General features: G+C 68.9%; 15 protein-coding genes. 11 read left to right on the top strand and 4 right to left on the bottom strand.

All coding sequences use genetic code 11. The features are described from left to right. Positions 1 to 36: 36 nt before the first annotated feature. The gene (locus FFS52_RS10515) at positions 37 to 915 is read right to left on the bottom strand and encodes an acyl-CoA thioesterase domain-containing protein (protein ID WP_065630363.1); all 879 of its coding nucleotides are present in this window, start codon (positions 913 to 915) and stop codon (positions 37 to 39) included. 107 nt (positions 916 to 1,022) lie between these two features. On the opposite strand from FFS52_RS10515, the gene FFS52_RS10520 reads away from it, so the two are divergent. After that, positions 1,023 to 1,610, top strand: a complete 588-nt coding sequence (locus tag FFS52_RS10520; protein ID WP_137809645.1) for a DUF308 domain-containing protein — start codon at positions 1,023 to 1,025, stop codon at positions 1,608 to 1,610. Positions 1,611 to 1,776: 166 nt separating this feature from the next. Here FFS52_RS10520 and FFS52_RS10525 read toward each other — a convergent pair whose 3' ends face one another. Then, positions 1,777 to 5,643 (bottom strand): Pls/PosA family non-ribosomal peptide synthetase, encoded by a 3,867-nt coding sequence (locus FFS52_RS10525; protein ID WP_137809646.1) that lies wholly within the window; start codon positions 5,641 to 5,643, stop codon positions 1,777 to 1,779. 159 nt (positions 5,644 to 5,802) lie between these two features. Here FFS52_RS10525 and FFS52_RS10530 point away from each other — a divergent pair, with 159 nt between their 5' ends. The 3 genes from FFS52_RS10530 (at position 5,803) to FFS52_RS10540 (ending at position 7,546) form a co-directional block, all read left to right on the top strand. Continuing rightward, positions 5,803 to 6,777: an alpha/beta hydrolase gene (locus tag FFS52_RS10530; RefSeq protein WP_137809647.1), complete on the top strand. Its 975-nt coding sequence runs from the start codon at positions 5,803 to 5,805 to the stop codon at positions 6,775 to 6,777. A gap of 4 nt (positions 6,778 to 6,781) precedes the next feature. Next, positions 6,782 to 7,189, top strand: a complete 408-nt coding sequence (locus FFS52_RS10535) for a DUF202 domain-containing protein (RefSeq protein ID WP_068972081.1) — start codon at positions 6,782 to 6,784, stop codon at positions 7,187 to 7,189. Positions 7,190 to 7,264: 75 nt separating this feature from the next. Next, the gene (locus FFS52_RS10540; RefSeq protein WP_137809648.1) at positions 7,265 to 7,546 is read left to right on the top strand and encodes a hypothetical protein; all 282 of its coding nucleotides are present in this window, start codon (positions 7,265 to 7,267) and stop codon (positions 7,544 to 7,546) included. Positions 7,547 to 7,751: 205 nt separating this feature from the next. On the opposite strand, the gene FFS52_RS10545 is transcribed toward FFS52_RS10540, so the two are convergent. Next, positions 7,752 to 9,668, bottom strand: coding sequence for an ABC transporter ATP-binding protein (locus tag FFS52_RS10545; RefSeq protein WP_137809649.1), 1,917 nt, complete (start codon positions 9,666 to 9,668; stop codon positions 7,752 to 7,754). Positions 9,669 to 9,901: 233 nt separating this feature from the next. On the opposite strand from FFS52_RS10545, the gene fgd reads away from it, so the two are divergent. Next, positions 9,902 to 10,912, top strand: a complete 1,011-nt coding sequence (gene fgd, locus FFS52_RS10550) for a glucose-6-phosphate dehydrogenase (coenzyme-F420) (protein ID WP_065630452.1) — start codon at positions 9,902 to 9,904, stop codon at positions 10,910 to 10,912. Here fgd and FFS52_RS10555 read toward each other — a convergent pair whose 3' ends face one another. Next, positions 10,913 to 11,812, bottom strand: a complete 900-nt coding sequence (locus tag FFS52_RS10555) for a LysR family transcriptional regulator (protein WP_137809650.1) — start codon at positions 11,810 to 11,812, stop codon at positions 10,913 to 10,915. Positions 11,813 to 11,908: 96 nt separating this feature from the next. On the opposite strand from FFS52_RS10555, the gene FFS52_RS10560 reads away from it, so the two are divergent. Genes FFS52_RS10560 through FFS52_RS10585 form a run of 6 tightly spaced genes read left to right on the top strand, consistent with a single transcriptional unit; the run spans position 11,909 to position 19,268 of the window. Then, positions 11,909 to 13,000, top strand: a complete 1,092-nt coding sequence (locus FFS52_RS10560; protein WP_137809651.1) for a DMT family transporter — start codon at positions 11,909 to 11,911, stop codon at positions 12,998 to 13,000. After that, positions 12,958 to 13,557 carry a hypothetical protein gene (locus FFS52_RS10565; protein ID WP_137809652.1) on the top strand — a complete coding sequence of 200 codons (600 nt, stop codon included), beginning with the start codon at positions 12,958 to 12,960 and terminating at the stop codon, positions 13,555 to 13,557. The genes FFS52_RS10560 and FFS52_RS10565 overlap by 43 nt, the downstream gene beginning before the upstream one ends. Before the next feature lie 17 nt (positions 13,558 to 13,574). After that, positions 13,575 to 14,180 (top strand): TetR/AcrR family transcriptional regulator, encoded by a 606-nt coding sequence (locus FFS52_RS10570; protein WP_137809653.1) that lies wholly within the window; start codon positions 13,575 to 13,577, stop codon positions 14,178 to 14,180. Further along, positions 14,177 to 15,829, top strand: coding sequence for an FAD-binding oxidoreductase (locus FFS52_RS10575; RefSeq protein ID WP_171011604.1), 1,653 nt, complete (start codon positions 14,177 to 14,179; stop codon positions 15,827 to 15,829). Before FFS52_RS10570 ends, FFS52_RS10575 begins: the two co-directional genes overlap by 4 nt. A gap of 41 nt (positions 15,830 to 15,870) precedes the next feature. After that, positions 15,871 to 18,069, top strand: a complete 2,199-nt coding sequence (gene pta, locus FFS52_RS10580) for a phosphate acetyltransferase (RefSeq protein ID WP_137809655.1) — start codon at positions 15,871 to 15,873, stop codon at positions 18,067 to 18,069. After that, complete coding sequence (locus FFS52_RS10585) at positions 18,066 to 19,268, top strand: acetate kinase (protein ID WP_137809656.1); 1,203 nt, start codon at positions 18,066 to 18,068, stop codon at positions 19,266 to 19,268. The genes pta and FFS52_RS10585 overlap by 4 nt, the downstream gene beginning before the upstream one ends. Positions 19,269 to 19,412 lie beyond the last annotated feature (144 nt).

Consider the following 19,412-nt stretch of genomic DNA (forward strand, 5'->3'; position numbering starts at 1 on the left):
TACGGTGCCCGACCACCGCGAACGGTCGTGTCGAACTCAGGCTTCGCGATAGCGCTCCGAGGTGTCCACGGTGGTGAAGTCGATCTGCGCGGCGGCGTTGTTCACCGCGGTCACGAGCGCGGTCCCGAACATGCCGTCGGCGTCGTAGAGTCCGGCGTTGCTGACCGAGACGCCGTCGTCCTCGATGTGGACGTCGGCCTCGACCCCGACCCGCTCACCCGACGGCAGACGGCTCAGGGCGACAGTCAGATCGCAGTTGATGAATCCGATGCCGGTGGTGCCCCAGTTCGACACCAGGCTCGCGGATTCGGCGCTGACGACCGCCCGCTGGAACGGGGTGAGCTTCTCGCCCGCCACGATGGGTGCGGCCCGCGACCACATCCGTTTGCGGTGCCCGTTCTGGTGATTGCCCATGTCGCGCTCCCATTCACCGACGGCGTCGTCCGCGGCATCGGAGGCGAACCGGGGGGACAGGTCGTCGTCGGAGGCGATCTCGGGTGGGTGGAAGGTGACCGCGTCGGCGGGGCGATGCCACCGCCGCCCGGGCGGGTTGGTCGAGGTGCGCAGGAACACCGTCGTGCCGCGCGCGACGAGCACCTCATCCGCACCTTCGGGGTGTTGGACCACGTCGACGTCGACGACCCGGATTCGTCCGCCCGATCGGACGATTCGGACCCGGGTGGAGGTGACGATGTCGCGCGCGGCCTTGAAGAGGTCGATGGTGCACCGGGCGGGTACGAACTCATCGTCACCGAACTCGGTCTCGACCGCCCGCGCGGCGAGGCCGCACACCGCCGGACCGTTCAGGGTGCCGGGCGCCCACAGGCTGGCGGCGAAGGGTGTCGGCCGGTATCGGAGACCGGCGCCGGGCCGGCCGGTGTCGGAGATCGGCTCGAAGAACGCGATGTTGGTCATCGTTACTTGTTACCCCGCTGTTCATCTGCGTCGGCGATGCGGTCGGGTTTGTGCCGCTCCTGAGCGAATAGCGCGCCGGATCCTGCTGTGCCGGATAACCTCCCACCATGACTTTCGCCACGGTGTACACCAAGCACTTCCCCGACGAACTGGTCGGTGCCGTCCGCACGGCACTCATCATCACGTCGATCGTCGGCATCGTGATCGGGGTCATCGCGATCCTGTGGCCGGGGCCGACCATCGTCGTCCTCGCCATCCTGTTCGCGATCTCGCTGATCATCGCCGGCATCTTCCGCATCTATCAGGCCTTCGCGGCGTCGTTCCTGAGCACCGGGGTCCGGGTGATGCTCGGCATCGTCGGCGCGATCGTGCTGCTGGCCGGCGTGATCGCGCTGTTCAGTCCCGGCGACGCCGTGTGGCTGCTGGCCGTGTTCATCGGCATCGGCTGGATCTTCCAGGGAGTTGCCGACCTGTACGCCGCGATCACCAAGTCCGGGCACGCACCCACCTGGTTCCTGATCCTCTCCGGCATCATCGCGATCATCGCGGGCATCGTGATGATGGTGTTGCCCGCGTTCTCGCTCGAGGTGCTGGCCTGGGTCGGCGGCATCATGCTCGTCGCGCTGTCGATCGCCACGCTGCTCACGCTGCCCAAGAAGGTCGAGCAGCCGGCCGCCGGGGAGCCCGCGGTCTGACCCGGAACACTCGTGAGCGTCACTGCTCTGCTCCCTGAGCTGAGGAGCGTGCTTGCGAGCGTCACGAAGGGTCTTCGCAACTCGTCTCGCCAGGACCCTTCGTGGCTCGTCGCTTGCGCTCCTCGCACCTCAGGGAGCAGGGGTGGGGTTATGCGATCCTCTCGGATCAGCGCGGCCAGGGAGCGATCGGGTTCCCCTGCCAACGGGTGTGGGCCGGGACCACGTCGCCGCGCATGACCAGCGATGCCGGCCCGACGGTCGCCGAGTCGCCGAGTCCGGACGCCGGTAGGGCGACGCAGTGCGGGCCGAGGGTCGCGCCGGCCCCGAGCGTGACACGGTCGATGGCCATGACCCGATCGTGGAACAGGTGGGTCTGCACGACGCAGCCGCGCTGCACGGTCGCGCCGTCGCCGAGGGTGACGAGGTCGGCCTCGGGGAGCCAGTAGGTCTCGCACCAGACGCCGCGGCCGATCTTGGCGCCGAGCATCCGCAGCCACAGGTTGAGGATCGGCGTGCCGGTCGCGGCGTTGGCGAACCACGGAGCCGCGACTGTCTCGACGAAGGCGTCGGACAGCTCGTTCCGCCACACGAACGAACTCCACAGCGGATGTTCGCTCACCGTGATGCGGCCGACGACCAGCCATTTCGCCGCCGCCGCGGTGACGCAGGCGATCGCGCCGACGACCAGCAGGAGCAGACCGCTCACCGCTGCCGCGAGCCCGTAGTGCTCATGGACGGCCACGTACTGCAGCGCGAGCAGTAGTCCGACGCCGAGCCCGAACGAGACCATGACCGGCACGAGGCGCAATGTCTCGATCAGCGAGCGGGCGACCTTGAGCGTCGCCGGCGGGTCGAAGGTGCGCGAGGTGTCGATCTCGGCGGCGGTGCGGCGCAGGCGGACCGGTGGGCTGCCCAGCCAACTCGAGCCCGACTTGGCCCGGTCGGGCGTCGCCGACAGCACGGCCACCAGACCGTTCTTGGGGACCTTGCGCCCGGGGCCGGTCATGCCGGAGTTGCCGAGGAATGAGCGCTTGCCGATCTTCGCCTCGTCGATGTGCAGCCAGCCGCCGCCGAGTTCGTACGACGCGACCATCGTGTCGTCGGCGAGGAAGGCGCCGTCGCCGATCGTGGTGAATCGGGGGAGCACGAGCGCGGTCGAGATCTCGGTTCCCTCGCCGACCTTCGCGCCGAGGATGCGGAACCACGTGGGGGTCAGCAGGCTGGCATACAGCGGGAACAGATACGTGCGGGCCGCGTCGAGGAGGCGTTCGGTGATCCAGACCTGCCAGCCGACGCGGGACCGGACCGGGTGATACCCGGTGTGGAGCCCGATCGAGGCGAGCCGGACCAGGACCGCGGTGATCGCCGCGAACACGAACAGGCTCGTCACGGTGGCCACGGGTAACAGGATCAGCGCGCGGATCCCGACGTCGCGCAACCGGTCCGCGGTCAGCGCCCAGGCGCCGATGACGGCCAGGCCCGAGGCCAGCGAGAGCAGGGGGATCGCGGCGAGCCCCAACGACGACAGTCCGTAGATCGGTACCCACCACGTCGCCCGCGGGGGCCGGTGGTCGGGCCAGGGATGCTCGGCCTTGCCGATCTTCACCGCGGGCGACCCGGCCCAGTGCTGCCGGGCCTTGACCCGGCCGAACACCGCCGAACCCGGGGCGACGACCGCGTCACGCCCGACGACCGCACCAGGGGTGAGCGTCGACCGGGCACCGATCGACGCGCCGCGTTTGATGGCGATCTCGCCGATGTGGACGTCGTCGCCGTCGATCCACCATCCGGAGATGTCGACCTCGGGTTCGACGGACGCGCCGTCCCCGACCGTGAGCAGTCCGGTCACCGGCGGGATGGTGTGCAGGTCGACGCCGCGCCCGATCGACGCCCCGAGAGCCCGCGCGAGGTAGATCATCCACGGCGCACCGGACAGGTTGGCGGCACCGCTGGCGTCGAGGAGTCGCTCGGCCACCCACAAGCGGACGTGGACGCTCCCGCCCCGCGGATGAACGCCCGGAGCGACCCCGGCGAGGAGCACCCGCGCACCGAGCGCCGCGATGCACATGCGGCCGGGCGGGGTGATGAAGATCAGGAACGCCGCGAGCAGGACCCACCAGTTGATCTCGACCAGCCACTCGACCGTGCGATCCATCCGGTCGGCGACGAGCAGCGCCACGTTGTTCGCCACGCCGAGCCATGTGGCCCACTGCAATCCGGTGAGCGTCGTCAGCGGGATGGTCAGCAGGAGCTGCGCCAGCCCGGCCGAGCGCGGGGTCGGTTCGACGAGGCGTTCATCGATGCTCGTCGTCGGGCGGCGGGCGTCGAGCATCTCGGCCATGGAGCCCAGTCGCGGACGGTCGTAGAGATCGGCCACCGAGATGTCGGGGTAGCGTTCCCGCACCGCGGTGACGAGCTGGGCCGCGGCCAGTGATCCACCGCCCTCGGCGAAGAAGTCGACGTCCGGGCTGGAGACGGCCATGCCGAGGACGTCGGTCCACAGCTGTGCCAGCCACAGTTCGGTCTCGCTGAGTTCAACGTCGTCATCGACTGGTCTGTCGCTGCCCGGCAGGGGCCAGGGCAGCGCATCACGATCAACCTTCCCCGAAGTGCGCGTGGGCAATTCGTCGACGAGGGCGAGGGTGGGGACCATCGCGGCGGGCAGCTGTCGTCGTAGTTCGGCGTGCGCCTCGGCGACGTCGAAGCCGGGATCGGCCGACACGAGATAGCCGACGAGCAGACTGTTGCCAGCCGCGGACTTGCGGACCGCGGCCGCGGCTCCGCTCACGCCGGGCAGGTTCTGCAGAGCGTTGTCGATCTCGCCGAGTTCGATGCGCCGTCCGCCGACCTTCACCTGGTCGTCGGCGCGGCCCATGAACAACAGGCCGGCGGTGTCCAGGCGCACGAGATCGCCGCTGCGATAGGCGCGTTCCCAGCCGAGCGTGGGCATCGGTGCGTACTTCTCCGCGTCCTTCGCGGGATCGAGGTAGCGTGCCAGGCCGACGCCGCCGATAACCAGTTCGCCGACCTCGCCTTCGGCCACCGGCTGGCCCTGGGCGTCGACGACCGCGAGATCCCAACCGCGCAGCGGCAATCCGATACGGACCGGGCCGTCACCTCCCAGCGGGGCGGCGCACGCCACGACCGTCGCCTCGGTGGGGCCGTAGGTGTTCCACACCTCGCGGCCGGTGACGGCGAGCCGGTCGGCGAGCTCGGGCGGGCAGGCCTCGCCGCCGAAGATCAACAGCCGCACGGCTTCCAGCGCCTCCGGCGGCCACAGGGATGCCAGCGTGGGAACCGTCGACACGATCGTGATGTCGCGCGCCACCAACCACGGCCCGAGGTCCATCCCGCTGCGGACCAGCGAGCGCGGTGCGGGCACCAGGCACGCGCCGTTGCGCCACGCCAGCCACATCTCCTCGCACGAGGCGTCGAACGCGACCGACAGTCCGGCCAGGACACGGTCGTGCGGGCCGATCGGGGCGTCCGGCAGGAACATGGCCGCCTCGGCGTCGACGAACGCCGCCGCGTTGCGGTGGGTGACCGCGACGCCCTTCGGCTTGCCGGTGGAACCGGAGGTGAAGATGATCCACGCGTCGTCGTCGGGTGTGGGGCGGGCAGGGGGTTGCGCAGGCGTCGACGCCGGTTTCGTCGAACGGGGTCCGTCGGCGTCGACGATGGCGTCGACCTCGGCCTCGCCGAAGACGAGCTCGGCGCGTTCGTCCGGGTCGTCGGCGTCGACCGGCACATACGCGGCGCCGGCATAGAGGGTCGCCAGGATCGCGACGTACAGGTCCCGCGACCCCGACGGCATCCGGATGCCGACCCGGCTTCCCCGCCCGACGCCGACCTCGCCGAGACGTGCGACCGTGCGGCGGACCACGGCCAGCAACTGGCCGTAGGTGAGGGTCATCTCGCCGTCGTCGATGGCCGCGGCATCCGGGTGTGCACGCGCGGTGGCGGTGAGCACGTCGCAGAGGGTGCGCGGCGGGTCTGCCTGTGCAGACAGGAGGAATCGAGGTGGAATGGGCACCTAAACGGCACCTGCCGGGCGCATCCGCGATCTGGTCACGAGTCCGAGAATATAGCCGACGAAGGTGACCGAACGACCTCGACACCATGAACGGCGACCCCGACGAACGGACTGAAACGGACGCTCCCGGGGTGTACGTTCGGGCACAGGAGGAATCTGATGCCCATCGTTCATCACCGTCGGCCGAGCCTGCGGTCGTTCCCCATCTGGTTCGGTGCGCGTGCGCTGCTGAAACCGACCCTGGCGCTGTGGCCGGTCAACAAGCAGGGGCTGGCGGGGCTGTTCCTCATCGACCGCATCTTTGCCGTTGGACCCAAACCCCGCGGCGTGGTCCGTGAGCAGCTGGTCCTCGCCGGGCGACCCGCCGAGCTGATCATGCCGGTCGGACCGTCCCGCCGGGACGGCGACACCGCGATGCTCTACCTGCACGGCGGGGCCTTCGTGGTCTGCGGGCTCGGCACCCACCGATCGATCGCCGCGCGGATGGCGCGGGCGTGTGAGGTGCCGGTGTTCTCACTCGAGTACCGGCAGCTGCCGAAGGCCGGTGTCGGGACGTCCGTCGTGGACGCGGTCGACGCCTACGCCGAGCTGATCAACGAGCGTGGCTTCCGGCGGGTGATCGTCGCCGGTGACTCGGCCGGCGGTTTCTTGGCCGCGAAGGTGGTCGAGGCGGCCACGGCGCGCGGCCTGCCCACACCCACGGCGCTGATCGGGTTCTCGCCACTCCTCGACATGGACCTGGGGGTCCACCCGGACCGTTCGAGTCGATCCGACGCCTATCTGCCCAAGTCGAAGATGGCCCGGTTGGCGCCCCAGTTCGATCAGGGGCCCGTCCAGCTGACCGGTGTGCGCCGCATCGCCGACGCCGATCTCACCTCGTTCCCGCCGACCGTGCTGGTCGCGGCCGAAGGTGAGATGCTCGAGCCCGACGTCATCGACCTCGTCGAGTCGCTCGACGCTGCGGGCGTCACGGCCGTGGCGCACCTCTACGCATGGCAGGTGCACGCCTTCCCGGTGTTGAGCGCCCGCCACCCGGAGACCCTGGACGCGGTCGAGGTGACCGCGGCCTTCGCCGCCGAAGCGATCCGAGAGGGCAAGAGCACTGACGAGCGAACGGGCAAACGGGCCGGCTGACGGGGTGAGTGCCCCGAACCCGGCGACTCCGGATGCGGTGAACCCGGGGCAGTCGTACGCCGACGAGCTGGAGACCAGACCGCCAGGCGCAGTGGACGCCCGATTCACCCTCGCCGCCGAACGAACGCTGCTCGCCTGGGTCCGGACCGCACTCGGCTTCATGGCGGCCGGTATCGCGGTGGTCTACCTCGCTCCCGACGAGACGACGCCGATGGTCGACATCACGCTCGGCGTCGTGATGGTCGGACTCGGTGCCTCGCTGGCGGTTCTCGGGGCCTGGCGGTGGCGACGGACCACGCGAGCGCTGACCTCCGGTGGCGAGATGCCGGGGCCGACGCAGGTCATGCTTGTGGTCGCTGCGATAGTGGTGGTGGCCGTCCTCGTCGCGGTTGCCATGGTGATCCAGTCCTGACCTGCGCTCCACAACGGCACGCTGCCCATGTCGGCGGCCGCGACCATCAGCTGTCCACCACTGCAGGAGATCATCGTGACCACCGGCCCCGACTTCTCGCGGAGCGCGCAGACGTTCTCGATGACGCTGACCATCGTCGGCGCGACCATCCTCATCTTCTGCATCGGCTGGCTGACGGTCGGCTGGTGGCAGGACGGCCGGTGGTTCTGGGTGGTCGTCGGGATCGCCGTGGTGATCGTGAACGTCGTGCTGATCGCCATGCAGCTCCGCCGCCGCCTCGGTGAACGGGTCAAGGACACCGACGATCGCCCCCGGCGCCGTGGCCTGATCGACAACTTCGACGACCTCGACGACTGAGCTCACCCCTGCTCCCTGATCCGAGAGAACGACATATCCATTGCTCCCTGAGGTGCGAGGAGCGCTAGCGACGAGCCACGAAGGGCCTGGTGAGACACCTTGCGAGACCCTTCGTGGCTCGCTTCGCTCGCACCTCAGGGAGCGGTGGTTGGGCTCGCTTCGTTCGCACCTCAGGGAGCAGGAAACCGGGCCGCGTCACGAAGGGTCACGCCGTCAGCGAATCCGAGTCCTCGGGGTCGTCCTCGGCGAACTGCGTGCGGTAGAGCTCGGCATAGCGTCCGTTGCGCGCCAGGAGCGTCGGATGATCACCGCGTTCGACGACACGCCCGGCTTCGAGCACGACGATCTCGTCGGCGGCCCGGATCGTCGAGAGCCGGTGCGCGATGACGATCGAGGTCCGTCCCTCGAGGGCCTCGCCGAGCGCCGCCTGGACCGCCGCCTCCGACGTCGAATCGAGATGCGCGGTCGCCTCGTCGAGGATGACCACCGACGGTTGTGCCAGCAGCAGGCGGGCGATCGTCATGCGTTGGCGCTCACCGCCGGACAGCCGGTAACCGCGTTCGCCGACGACGGTGTCCAGTCCGTCGGGCAGCGAGCCGACCAGCTCGTCGAGCCGAGCCCGTCGCAGTGCGTCCCAGATCTCGTCATCGGACGTGTTCGGCTGGGCGAGCACGAGATTCGCCCGGATGGTGTCGTGGAAGAGGTGGCCGTCCTGGGTGACGAGACCGACGGTTCGATGGACCGATGCGGTCTGCAGTTTCCGGATGTCGACTCCGGCCAGCTGAATCGAGCCCTCGTCGACGTCGTAGAGGCGGGTCGCGAGACTCGCGATGGTCGACTTGCCGGCACCGGAACTGCCCACGAGAGCCACCATGCTGCCGGCCGGGACATCGAGGTCGACATGGTGCAGGACCGTCGTGCCGGCCCGATTGTCGAGCTGGGCAACCTCTTCCAGCGATGCCAGCGACACCTTGTCCGCCGCCGGATAGGCGAAGGACACGTCGTCGAATCGGACGGACACCGGCACGAGCCGCCCGCTCTCGGTACCGGGCACCGGGACCGCGTCGGGTGCGTCGGCGATGAGGGGTTGCAGGTCCAGGACCTCGAAGACGCGCTCGAAACTGACCAGGGCGCTCATGATCTCGACGCGTGCGTTCGCCAGGGCCGTGAGCGGCGCGTACATCCGGGTGAGCAACAGAGCCAGAGAGACGACCGCGCCCGCGGACAGATGATCCTGTACCGCAAGCCATCCGCCGAGCCCGTAGACCAGGGCGAGGGCCAACGCGGACACCAGCATCAGCGTCGTCATGAAGTACGCCTGCAACATCGACCGCCGTACGCCGATGTCGCGGACCCGGTCGGCGCGGTCGGCGAACTCGCGCGACTCGAGATCGGGGCGCCCGAACAGTTTCACCAGCGTGGCGCCGGGGGCGGAGAAGCGCTCGGTCATCTGCGTCGACATCCGGGCGTTGTGCTCGGCGGCCTCGCGGGAGAGCGCGGCCATGCGCCGGCCCATCCGCCGCGCCGGTATCACGAAGACCGGCAGCAGGATCAGCGCCAGCAACGTGATCTGCCAGCTGATCGCGATCATGACGCCCAGCGTCAGGGTGAGGGTGACGATGTTGGACACGACGCCGGACAAGGTGTCGCTGAATGCCCGCTGGGCGCCGATGACGTCGTTGTTGAGCCGGCTCACCAGGGCCCCGGTGCGGGTGCGGGTGAAGAACGCGATCGGCATCCGCTGCACGTGGTCGAAGACAGCTCGCCGTAGGTCGAGAATGAGACCCTCCCCGATGTTCGCCGACAGCCACCGGACCCCGATTCCCGCGGCGGCCTCGGCGACGGCGATCAGCGCGATGGCGACCGCGAGTCCGACGATCATCATCTCCGAGCCGCTCTCGGTGATGACGTTGACGACGCGACCCGCCAACAGCGGGGTCACGACGGTCAGCACCGCGGTGAAGACCGACAGCAGGAGGAACCATCCGATCCGGCGTCGGTGCGGTCGGGCGAACCCACCGATACGGCGAAGTGTCACCCGGCGGTCGCCCCGTAATCGCTTGCTGCTGGGCTGGGTGGAGGACTTGTACATCATGTCCCAGGCCACGGACTGCATACTCATGCCGTCCACGGTAGAACTTAAACCCAACTTGAGGTCCAGCTTTTTCGCTGCCAGAGGAATCCCGAGTGCGAACATGCTGGGTCGCCCCGGCCGGCTGAGGTCCCGTCCGGCTCCCGACGTCGGCGTCTGTCCGCATGCTCTACGTTGGTATGCGAGGTCACACGACGATGGGGCCGACTCCGCAGACCGGCCCGCGCCGGCGGGTGAGGGCCGGTGGCGAAGGAGCGATGGACATGGCAGAACTCAAGCTCGGTTTCAAGGCATCGGCGGAGCAGTTCGATCCGCGCGAGCTGGTGGAGATCGCGGTCGCGGCTGAAGAGCACGGCATGGATTCGGTTGCGGTGAGCGATCACTTCCAGCCCTGGCGGCACAACGGCGGCCACGCCCCGTTCTCGCTGGCCTGGATGGCGGCGGTCGGCGAGCGCACCAAGCGCGTGCAGATCGGCACCTCGGTCATGACCCCGACCTTCCGCTACAACCCCGCGGTCATCGCGCAGGCCTTCGCCACGATGGGCTGCCTCTACCCCGGACGCATCATGCTCGGTGTCGGCACCGGCGAAGCGCTCAACGAGTACGCGACCGGTTTCCAGGGAGAGTGGCCGGAGTTCAAGGAACGCTTCGCGCGCCTGCGCGAGTCGATCAAACTCATGCGCGAACTGTGGACCGGCGAAGAGGTCAACTTCGACGGCGAGTACTACCACACGCAGGGCGCCTACATGTATGACATTCCCGAGCAACCGATCCCGGTCTACGTCGCCGCCGGCGGGCCGGTGGTCGCACGCTATGCGGGCCGTGCCGGCGACGGTTTCATCTGTACCTCGGGCAAGGGGCCCGAGCTCTACACCGAGAAGCTGCTGCCCGCGGTCGCCGAGGGTGCGGCCAAGGCCGAGCGCGATGTCGACACCATCGACAAGATGATCGAGATCAAGATCTCCTACGATCCCGATCCCGAACTGGCGCTGGAGAACACCCGGTTCTGGGCCCCGCTGTCGCTGACCCCGGAGCAGAAGCACAGCGTCAACAGCTCGACCGAGATGGAGCGGCTGGCCGATGAGCTCCCGATCGAACAGGTCGCCAAACGGTGGATCGTCTCCTCCGACCCCGACGAGGCCGTCGAGAAGGTCAAGTTCTACACCGACGCCGGACTCAACCACCTCGTCTTCCACGCCCCCGGACACGACCAGCAGCGGTTCCTGGAGAACTTCGAACGCGACCTCGCCCCGCGCCTACGCAAACTCGGCTGATCACGAAAAATCCTGCGCGACAGCGGCGTCGAGCATCTCGAGCACTCGTCGGACGGGCGGCAGGTCGAGTCCGCTCTGTCGCACCCGGACCCGCACCTCGCGTGCGGGCGTCGGGTCGACAATGGGAACTGCCGTGACGCCGGGCGGCAGGTCGACGAGCGCGAGCCGGGGGACGACGGTGAGTCCGACCCCGGCCGCGACGAACCGTATCGCGGTCGGGTAGTCCTGGGTCTCGACGCTGAAGTCGGGTACGAAACCGACCGACGTACATGCGTCGAGCACTGCCTGCCGGCAGGGTCCCCGCGCCACGTCGTTGTCGACCCACGGCACCTGGGACAGTTCGCGCAGGGTCACCGATTCCAGCGCCGCCCATGCTGAATCCACGGGTACGACAGCGGAATACGGGTCGGTGGTCAGCCGGCGTCCGACGAACCCGGCCACGTCCGCGGACGGGCGTTGACTGTCCTCGACATAGATCTCGATGTCGGGTGCCGCCGACGACGGGCCCATCAGCTCGATGAGGCGGAGATCCAGTCGCAGTCCGGGGAATTCGCGCGAGATGGTGGCGACGATCGGCGGGATCCAGGTGGCGCCCGCCGAGGCGAAGTAGTTGATGCGCAGCTGACCGAGCCGGCCGTCGCGCAGCTCCGAGATCAGACCGTCGATACGGGCGATCTGCTCGAAGACGGTGTCGGACTCGCGGGCCAGGATGGTGCCGGCCTCGGTGGGCACGATGCCGCGACCGTCTCGCTTCACCAGCGACAGCCCGGTCTCGCGCTGCAGGGTGGCGATGTGCTGGCTGACCGCTGACGGCGTGTATCCGAGCGAGGCCGCGGCTCCGCCGATGGACTGCTCGCCGATGACCGAGCGCAGAACCCGAAGGCGATGGATGTCGACCATGGGGCGACGATACCGCGGCGACTGTGCAGCGGCGCTGAAATGTTCGGAACAAGTATTCACTTGTCCTGAAGTGCCGGATGAGTAAATCTGGAACACATGTCCTCGCGCCCGACACCGGCATCGGCTGGGTCCGCCACCGCATCCCTGCCGGCTCTGGCCGCCGTCGTCACCGTCGTGCTGTGGGCGTCGGCGTTCATCGGCATCCGCGCGCTCGGTGACACGTTCTCGCCGGGTTCCATGGCGTTCCTGCGGTTGCTGGCGGCGGTGATCCCGCTGACGCTCATCGTGATGGTGGTACGTCTGCGCGCACGGACAACCGGGGCGCCGGCCCGTCCGCTGCTACCGCGCGGCCGTGCGCTCGCCCTGGTGACGGCGTACGGGGTCGCCTGGTTCGCGGGTTACACCGTCCTGTTGAACTGGGCCGAACGCCACCTCGACGCCGGGACCGCGGCGCTGCTGGTGAACCTGGCACCGATCCTCGTGGCCGTCGCCGCGGGACTCTTTCTCGGAGAGGGGTTTCCGCGTCACCTCGTGATCGGTATGACGATCGCCTTCGCCGGCGTGGTGCTGATCGCCGTCGGCGGGTCCGCCACCGCGGACGCGCACGCCGACTGGCTCGGCATCGTGCTCGGGGTCGGCGCGGCGGTTCTGTACGCGACCGGGGTGCTGATCCAGAAATCGGCCCTACGCAGCGTCGACGCGCTGACCGCGACCTGGCTCGGTGCGGTCGCCGGTCTCGTGGCCACCGCGCCCTTCGCCCCCGTGGCCGTAACCGAACTGTCCGGCGCCGAGTCGGGGGCGATCTGGGCGGTGATCTACCTCGGGGTCGGGCCGACCGCGATCGCGTTCTCCACGTGGGCCTATGCGCTGGCCCGCACTGATGCGAGTGCGATGGCGGCCACCACCCTCGTGGTCCCCGCAATCGTCATCGTCCTGTCGTGGGCGCTGCTCGACGAGTTGCCCACCGGTGTCGGCATCGTCGGCGGACTCCTCTGTCTCGGCGGGGTCGCCATCGCCCGGCGGTTGCTGCCGATGAGGCCGCGTACGGGCCGGTCGGCGCGTAGCCTGGACGTGTCGTCGCCGGCGATGACGCCCTCCTATACACGACGCGTTCCCGGCACGACCGCAACCGAGGAGACATCGCCATGCGCAAGTTCGTCGCCGGCCTCGCCATCGGCGGATCGCTGACTTTCGCCACGGCGACAACGCTTCTGGCTGTCGACTCGGAGTCGCCCGCGGCGTCGCCCAGTGTGAACTGCGGACCGCTCGCCGGTTCCGGACCGATCCCCGGGTGTTCGTACCGCGTCGACGGGACCCGGTTGCAGATCAGTCTCTACAACAACGCGACGCGCAATCCGGCGGTGGAATGCACCCTCACTCCGAGCGGCGCGGTCCATCCCACCGGCGCAACCACGATGGGGCCGGGGTCGCGTGGGGTTCTCACGGCGTCGGTGTATCCGAATGTGCCGAGGACCTTCGTCGTCCATTGCCTCGGCGGCGGTGCGGGCGCCGACCGCGTGGACCGGCAGACCACGATCACCGCGCGCGCCGAGACGCCGGAGCCGGCGCGGACGACGCCTTCGGTCCGCCATACGTCACCGGCGCCCGTCCCATCGGCGCCTTCGACGTCATCCGAACCGGAGGGCCCCGCCGAGATCACCACGACACCCCCGACCACCGAGGACGCCGCACCGGAGCGCGCCGTGACCACGACGACCACCACGACGGTTCCCGCCGCATCCTGATTCGCTACGGTTTTCGCATGGATCGTGACCGCATGGTGGATGTCGGAGTCGGGCTGGTGTCCCGGTTCGGCGCCAAGACGCTGAGTCTGACGTCGGTGGCCCGGCACGCCGGGGTGGCGCGGGCGACCGCCTACCGGATGTTCGGCGGCCGCGAAGCGCTGGTCACGGCCATCGTGGAACGCGAGGTGTCGCTGCTGCGGGTCAAGTTGATCGAGTGGTCGGCGACCGCGCCCGACGCGGCGGGCAAGATCCACGCGCAGGTGGTGAACGTGCTGCCCTACATCCGCAACCACGACGCGTTGCAGTACGTGCTGCGCAAGGAGCCGGAGGAAGTGGTCCGCGCGCTCGTCGCCACCAACGATTCGGCCGGGCCCACGCTCATCCATCAGATCGTGTCGGAGGCCCTGCCCGATCTGGAACCCGAGATCGGGGACGAGCTGTTCCCCACCCCGCGGGGTGCCGCGGAGTTCCTCGTGCGCACCATCTACTCCCTCATGCTCATCCCCGACAGCTTCTTGAGTGACGAGCAGATCGCCGAACTGGTCGTGCGGGCGATCGTCCGAGACGACACCGAGAGCGGTGGCGCGCCGACGGGCGGCAACCGGCCGGGCCCGGTCCGATGACCGGCGAGCACGTGTCCGACGAAACCGCGATCCCCGTCGTGGGGATGCTTCGGCCGCGCTGGGGAGACCCGGCGCGCACGGCCGAACTGCCCGGCGCCGCGGCTGCGCTGTCCGGGGACCGGAAAACCGACGCCGGCGTCGACCCGGACACCATCTCGCCGGCTCGGTCGGCGGTCGATGCTGCTGTCCGCGAAGAGATTTCGGCTGTCGTCGGCGCCGACCACGTCTCCGACGCGGACGCGACACGGGTACAGCACACGCGCGGGTACTCCACCCCGGACATCCTGCGGTTGCGCGCGGGTGACGCCGACGACGCGCCCGACCTCGTCGTGTACCCGGGCGACCACGAGGAAGTTGTCGCGATCCTGCGGTTGTGTTCGGAGCGACGGATCGCGGTGGTGCCGTTCACCGGCGGGACGTCCGTGGTGGGTGGGTTGACGCCCGACCGCGCCGGATTCGCCGGCGTGATCAGTCTCGACCTGCGCCGTCTCGACCGCGTGGTGGAGATCGATGAGATCTCCCGGACGGCGACCCTGCAGGCCGGTCTGCGCGGACCCGCGGCCGAGGCGCTCCTGCGCGAGAAGGGTTGGACCATCGGTCATTTCCCGCAGTCCTATGAGGGCGCCGGGATCGGTGGTTATGCCGCCACTCGTTCGGCCGGCCAGTCGTCGGCGGGTTACGGGCGCTTCGACGAGATGGTCGAGGGTCTCGTGTTGGCGACTCCGCGAGGAACGATCGAACTCGGTACCGCGCCGCGGTCGGCGGCCGGACCCGACCTGCGTCAGCTGGTCCTCGGGTCCGAGGGCGTGTTCGGTGTCATCACGAGCGTGCAGATCCGTATCCGGCCGGCCCCGACGACCCGCGTCTTCGACGCCTGGCGGTTCGCCTCGTTCGCCGAGGGCGCAACAGCTCTCCGTCGGCTGGCCCAGGACGGTCCCCTGCCGACGGTTCTCCGGCTGTCCGACGAGGTGGAGACGGCGTTGAATCTCGCTGATCCCGCCGGCGCCGGGAGCGAAGCGAGCGGGCCGGATGACACCGGCGCCGGGAGCGAGCACGGCGATGACGGGGCCGGGTGCCTGGTCGTCGCCGGGTATGAGGGCGCGGCCGACGAGGTGGCGCGGCGACGCGATGCGGCGTCGTCGATGTTGATCGAAGCCGGTGGCAGCGCACTGGGAGATGGTCCCGGGGAGGCCTGGCGGACAGGACGTTTCGCGGGACCGTACCTTCGCGACCCGTTGCTCGATGCCGGGGTGTTGGTCGAGACGCTCGAGACCGTCGCGTTCTGGTCGCGGCTGCACGACGTGCGCGCCGCGGTGACGGCCGCGCTGACGGACTCGCTCACCGCGTCGGGTACGCCGCCGCTGATCATGTGCCACGTGAGTCACGTCTACGAGTCGGGTGCCTCGCTGTACTTCACGGTCGTCGCACCGTTCGCCGACGACCCGCTGGCGCAGTGGGCGGCGGCGAAAGTCGCGGCCAGTTCCGCGATCCGGGCGTCCGGCGCCAGCATCACCCATCATCACGCGGTCGGGCGGGATCACCGTGACGCGTACCACGACGAGATCGGGCCCCTGGCCCTGGACGCGTTGCGGGCGGTCAAGGCGTCGCTCGATCCCGACGGTGTGTGCAATCCGGGTATCCTGCTCTGACCCTCGATCCGAGGAGCGGGATACCGCGCCCGCCCGCCACTATGCTGGGGCGCATGGCCACGGATAGAGTCCAGACCGCCAACGCCGACGGACCCGCGAGCGCGGATCAGGTCGTCTCCGACCCCACGACCAGCATCTACATCGCCTCGGCCGAAGGTGAGACCGGTAAGTCCATCGTCGCGCTGGGGTTGCTGGCCCTGCTGTCGGCGACCGGCGGGCGGGTCGGGGTGTTCCGTCCGATCTCGCGGACGGCCGCGGAGGATCGTGATCCGATCCTCGATCTCCTCCTCGACTACGAATCCGCAGACCTCCCGTACGAGGACTGTCTCGGTGTCACCTACGAGGAGGTGCACAACGATCCCGAGGGCGCGGTCGCCGAGATCGTCGCGCGATTCCACGCCATCCAGTCCCGCTGCGACCGCGTGGTCATCGTGGGTTCGGATTACACCGACGTCGGCACCCCGTCGGAGCTGAGCTACAACGCCCGGATCGCCGCGAATCTCTCGGCGCCGATGGTGTTGGCGATCAAGGCGATCGACCGGTCGCCGGAAGAGATGCACGGTCTGGCCGAGGGGTTGATCGCCGAGGTGACCGCTGCCCATGCCACCCCCGTCGCGCTCGTCGCCAACCGGTGCGACCCCGATCGCCTCGACGAGATCCGGGACCAGTTGCGCAGCACCGGGATTCCGGCGCTGTGCCTACCCGAGGAGCCGGTGCTCTTCGCCCCCACGATGGGGGAGCTCAAGGAGGCGCTCGGCGCGACGATGTACAGCGGTGACGAGGAACTGCTCGACCGCGAGGCGCTCCGGGTGATGGTCGGTGGCATGACCGTCGAGCACATCCTGGAACGGCTCACCGACGGCACCGTGGTCATCACGCCCGCCGACCGGTCGGATGTTCTCCTCGCACTCGTGAACGCCAACACCGCACAGGGTTTCCCGCGTCTCGCCGGCATCATCCTCAACGGCGGACTCAAGCCGCACCCGATGATCGAGGCGCTGGTGAGTGGGTTGAAGCCGACCCTGCCGATCATCAGCTGCCCGCAGGGCACCTACGACACCGCGCGTACCGCCGCCCACACGCGCGGCAAGGTGGGGGTGGGCTCGGTACACAAGATCGAGGCCGCGCTGGCGATGATGGAGACCCATGTCGACCCCGAGAAGGTCATGCGCAACCTCAACGTGTCGACGCCGACCGTGGTGACGCCGCAGATGTTCGAGTACCGGCTGATCTCCCGTGCGCGCGCCGACCGGAAGCACATCGTGTTACCGGAGGGCGACGACGACCGAATCCTACGGGCCGCCAACAGGCTTGCGCGGCGCAGCGTTGCCGACCTCACTCTGCTCGGTGATCCCGAAGCGGTGCGCGAGCGCTCCATCGAACTCGGACTCGACCTCTCCGACGTCAGGGTCATCGACCCGGCCGAGTCGGAGTATCTCGACGAGTTCGCCCGGATCTACACCGAGCTGCGCAAGCACAAGGGCATGGATCTGGAACGGGCACAGGAGAAGATGCGGGACGTGTCGTACTTCGGCACGATGATGGTGCACACCGGGCGCGCCGACGGGATGGTGTCGGGGGCGTCGCACACCACGGCCCACACGATCCGGCCGGCCTTCGAGATCATCAAGACCAAACCGGGGGTGTCCACCGTGTCGAGCGTGTTCTTCATGTGCCTGGCCGACAAGGTGCTCGCCTATGGGGACTGCGCCATCGTCCCGGATCCGTCCGACGAACAGCTCGCCGACATCGCCATCTCCTCGGCGCAGACGTCCGCGGCCTTCGGTATCGATCCCCGGGTCGCGATGCTGTCGTACTCGACCGGGACGTCGGGATCGGGCGCCGACGTCGAGAAGGTCAAGACCGCAACCGAACTCGTGCGCGAGCGGCAACCCGACCTCTTGGTCGAGGGGCCGATCCAGTACGACGCCGCGGTGGAACCCTCGGTGGCGAAGACCAAGATGCCCGACTCGCCGGTGGCCGGCCGTGCGACCGTGCTGATCTTTCCCGACCTCAACACGGGCAACAACACGTACAAGGCGGTGCAGCGCAGCGCAGGGGCGGTCGCGATCGGTCCGGTGCTGCAGGGCTTGAACAAGCCGATCAACGACCTGAGCCGCGGCGCCCTCGTCTCCGACATCGTGAACACGGTGGCCATCACCGCGATCCAGGCCCAGCAGGAAGGTGTGGACCCACTCGCCGAGAACGTCGCCTCCGCCGAGGCCGAGGGTCCCCGATGAGCGGGGCGTCGGGTGCGGTGCTGGTGCTCAACGCCGGCTCGTCGTCGCTGAAATATCAACTTGTGCAACCGGCGGACGGCACGGTGATCGCGGAGGGCATCGCGGAGCGGATCGGCGACTCCGGTTCGTCGATGACGCACGAGCAGAACGGTGAGACCGTCACCGAGACACTGGAACTCGACGATCACCTCGCCGCGGTCCGACGGGCGGAGCGCTTCTTCGCCGACAACGGAACCGATCTGGCCGACGCGGGACTGAGTGCGGTCGGGCATCGGGTGGTGCACGGTGGCCGGTCGTTCTACGAGCCGACGGTGGTGACCCCCGAGGTGATCTCGGAGATCGAGCGGATCTCCCCGCTGGCGCCGCTGCACAATCCGGCCAACCTGGTCGGCATCCTGGCGGCTCGGGAGTTGCTCCCCGACGTCCCCTCGGTAGCCGTGTTCGACACCGCGTTCTTCCATGGGCTCCCCGACGCGTCGGCGACATACGCGATCGACCGTGCGGTCGCCGACGAACATGCCATCCGCCGCTACGGTTTTCACGGCACCAGCCACGAATACGTCTCCGGCCGGGTGGCCGAGTTCCTCGACCGCGACCCGGCGTCGCTGAACCAGATCGTGCTGCACCTGGGCAACGGCGCGTCGGCGTCGGCCATCGCGGGCGGGCAGCCGATCGACACGTCGATGGGTATGACCCCGCTCGAGGGACTGGTGATGGGAACCCGCAGCGGTGACCTCGACCCCGGGCTGGTCCTGCATCTGAACCGGGTGGCGAACCTGTCCGTCGACGAGATCGACACGCTGCTCAACAAGCGTTCGGGACTTCGAGGTCTGTGCGGCGAGAACGATTTCCGTGCCATCACCGAGCTGATGGACAACGGTGACGACGCCGCCCGACGCGCCTTCGACGTCTACATCCACCGCCTGCGCCGCTACCTCGGCGCCTACGCCTTCGCCCTAGGCCACGTCGATGCCATCACGTTCACGGCCGGCGTGGGGGAGAACTCCGCAGTCGTCCGCGCCCGTGCGCTCGCGGGGTTGGAAGGGTTCGGGATCATCGTCGATGACGAGCGAAACGCGGTTCGTGGCAAGGAGGCTCGACGTATCTCGGCGGATGACAGTGCGGTGGACGTGCTTGTTGTGCCTACCAATGAGGAGTTGGCCATCGCGCGGCAGTCGGCGGCGGTGGTCGGGGGCTGACCCTCTGCCCGAGGGGGGGCCGCGCGTCTCGCTGTAGGGATACTTGCGCCGGGTCTTTGAACAAGCGCACCGGGGGGGTACCCCTGCTTGGGATTGGGTGGTGTCCTGTTCTGTCTGGCGAGTTGATGCGCGCTCCGGAAGTTA

The organism is Gordonia sp. ALPHA1B1 (assembly GCF_005502615.1).
GTDB lineage: Bacteria > Actinomycetota > Actinomycetes > Mycobacteriales > Mycobacteriaceae > Gordonia > Gordonia hongkongensis.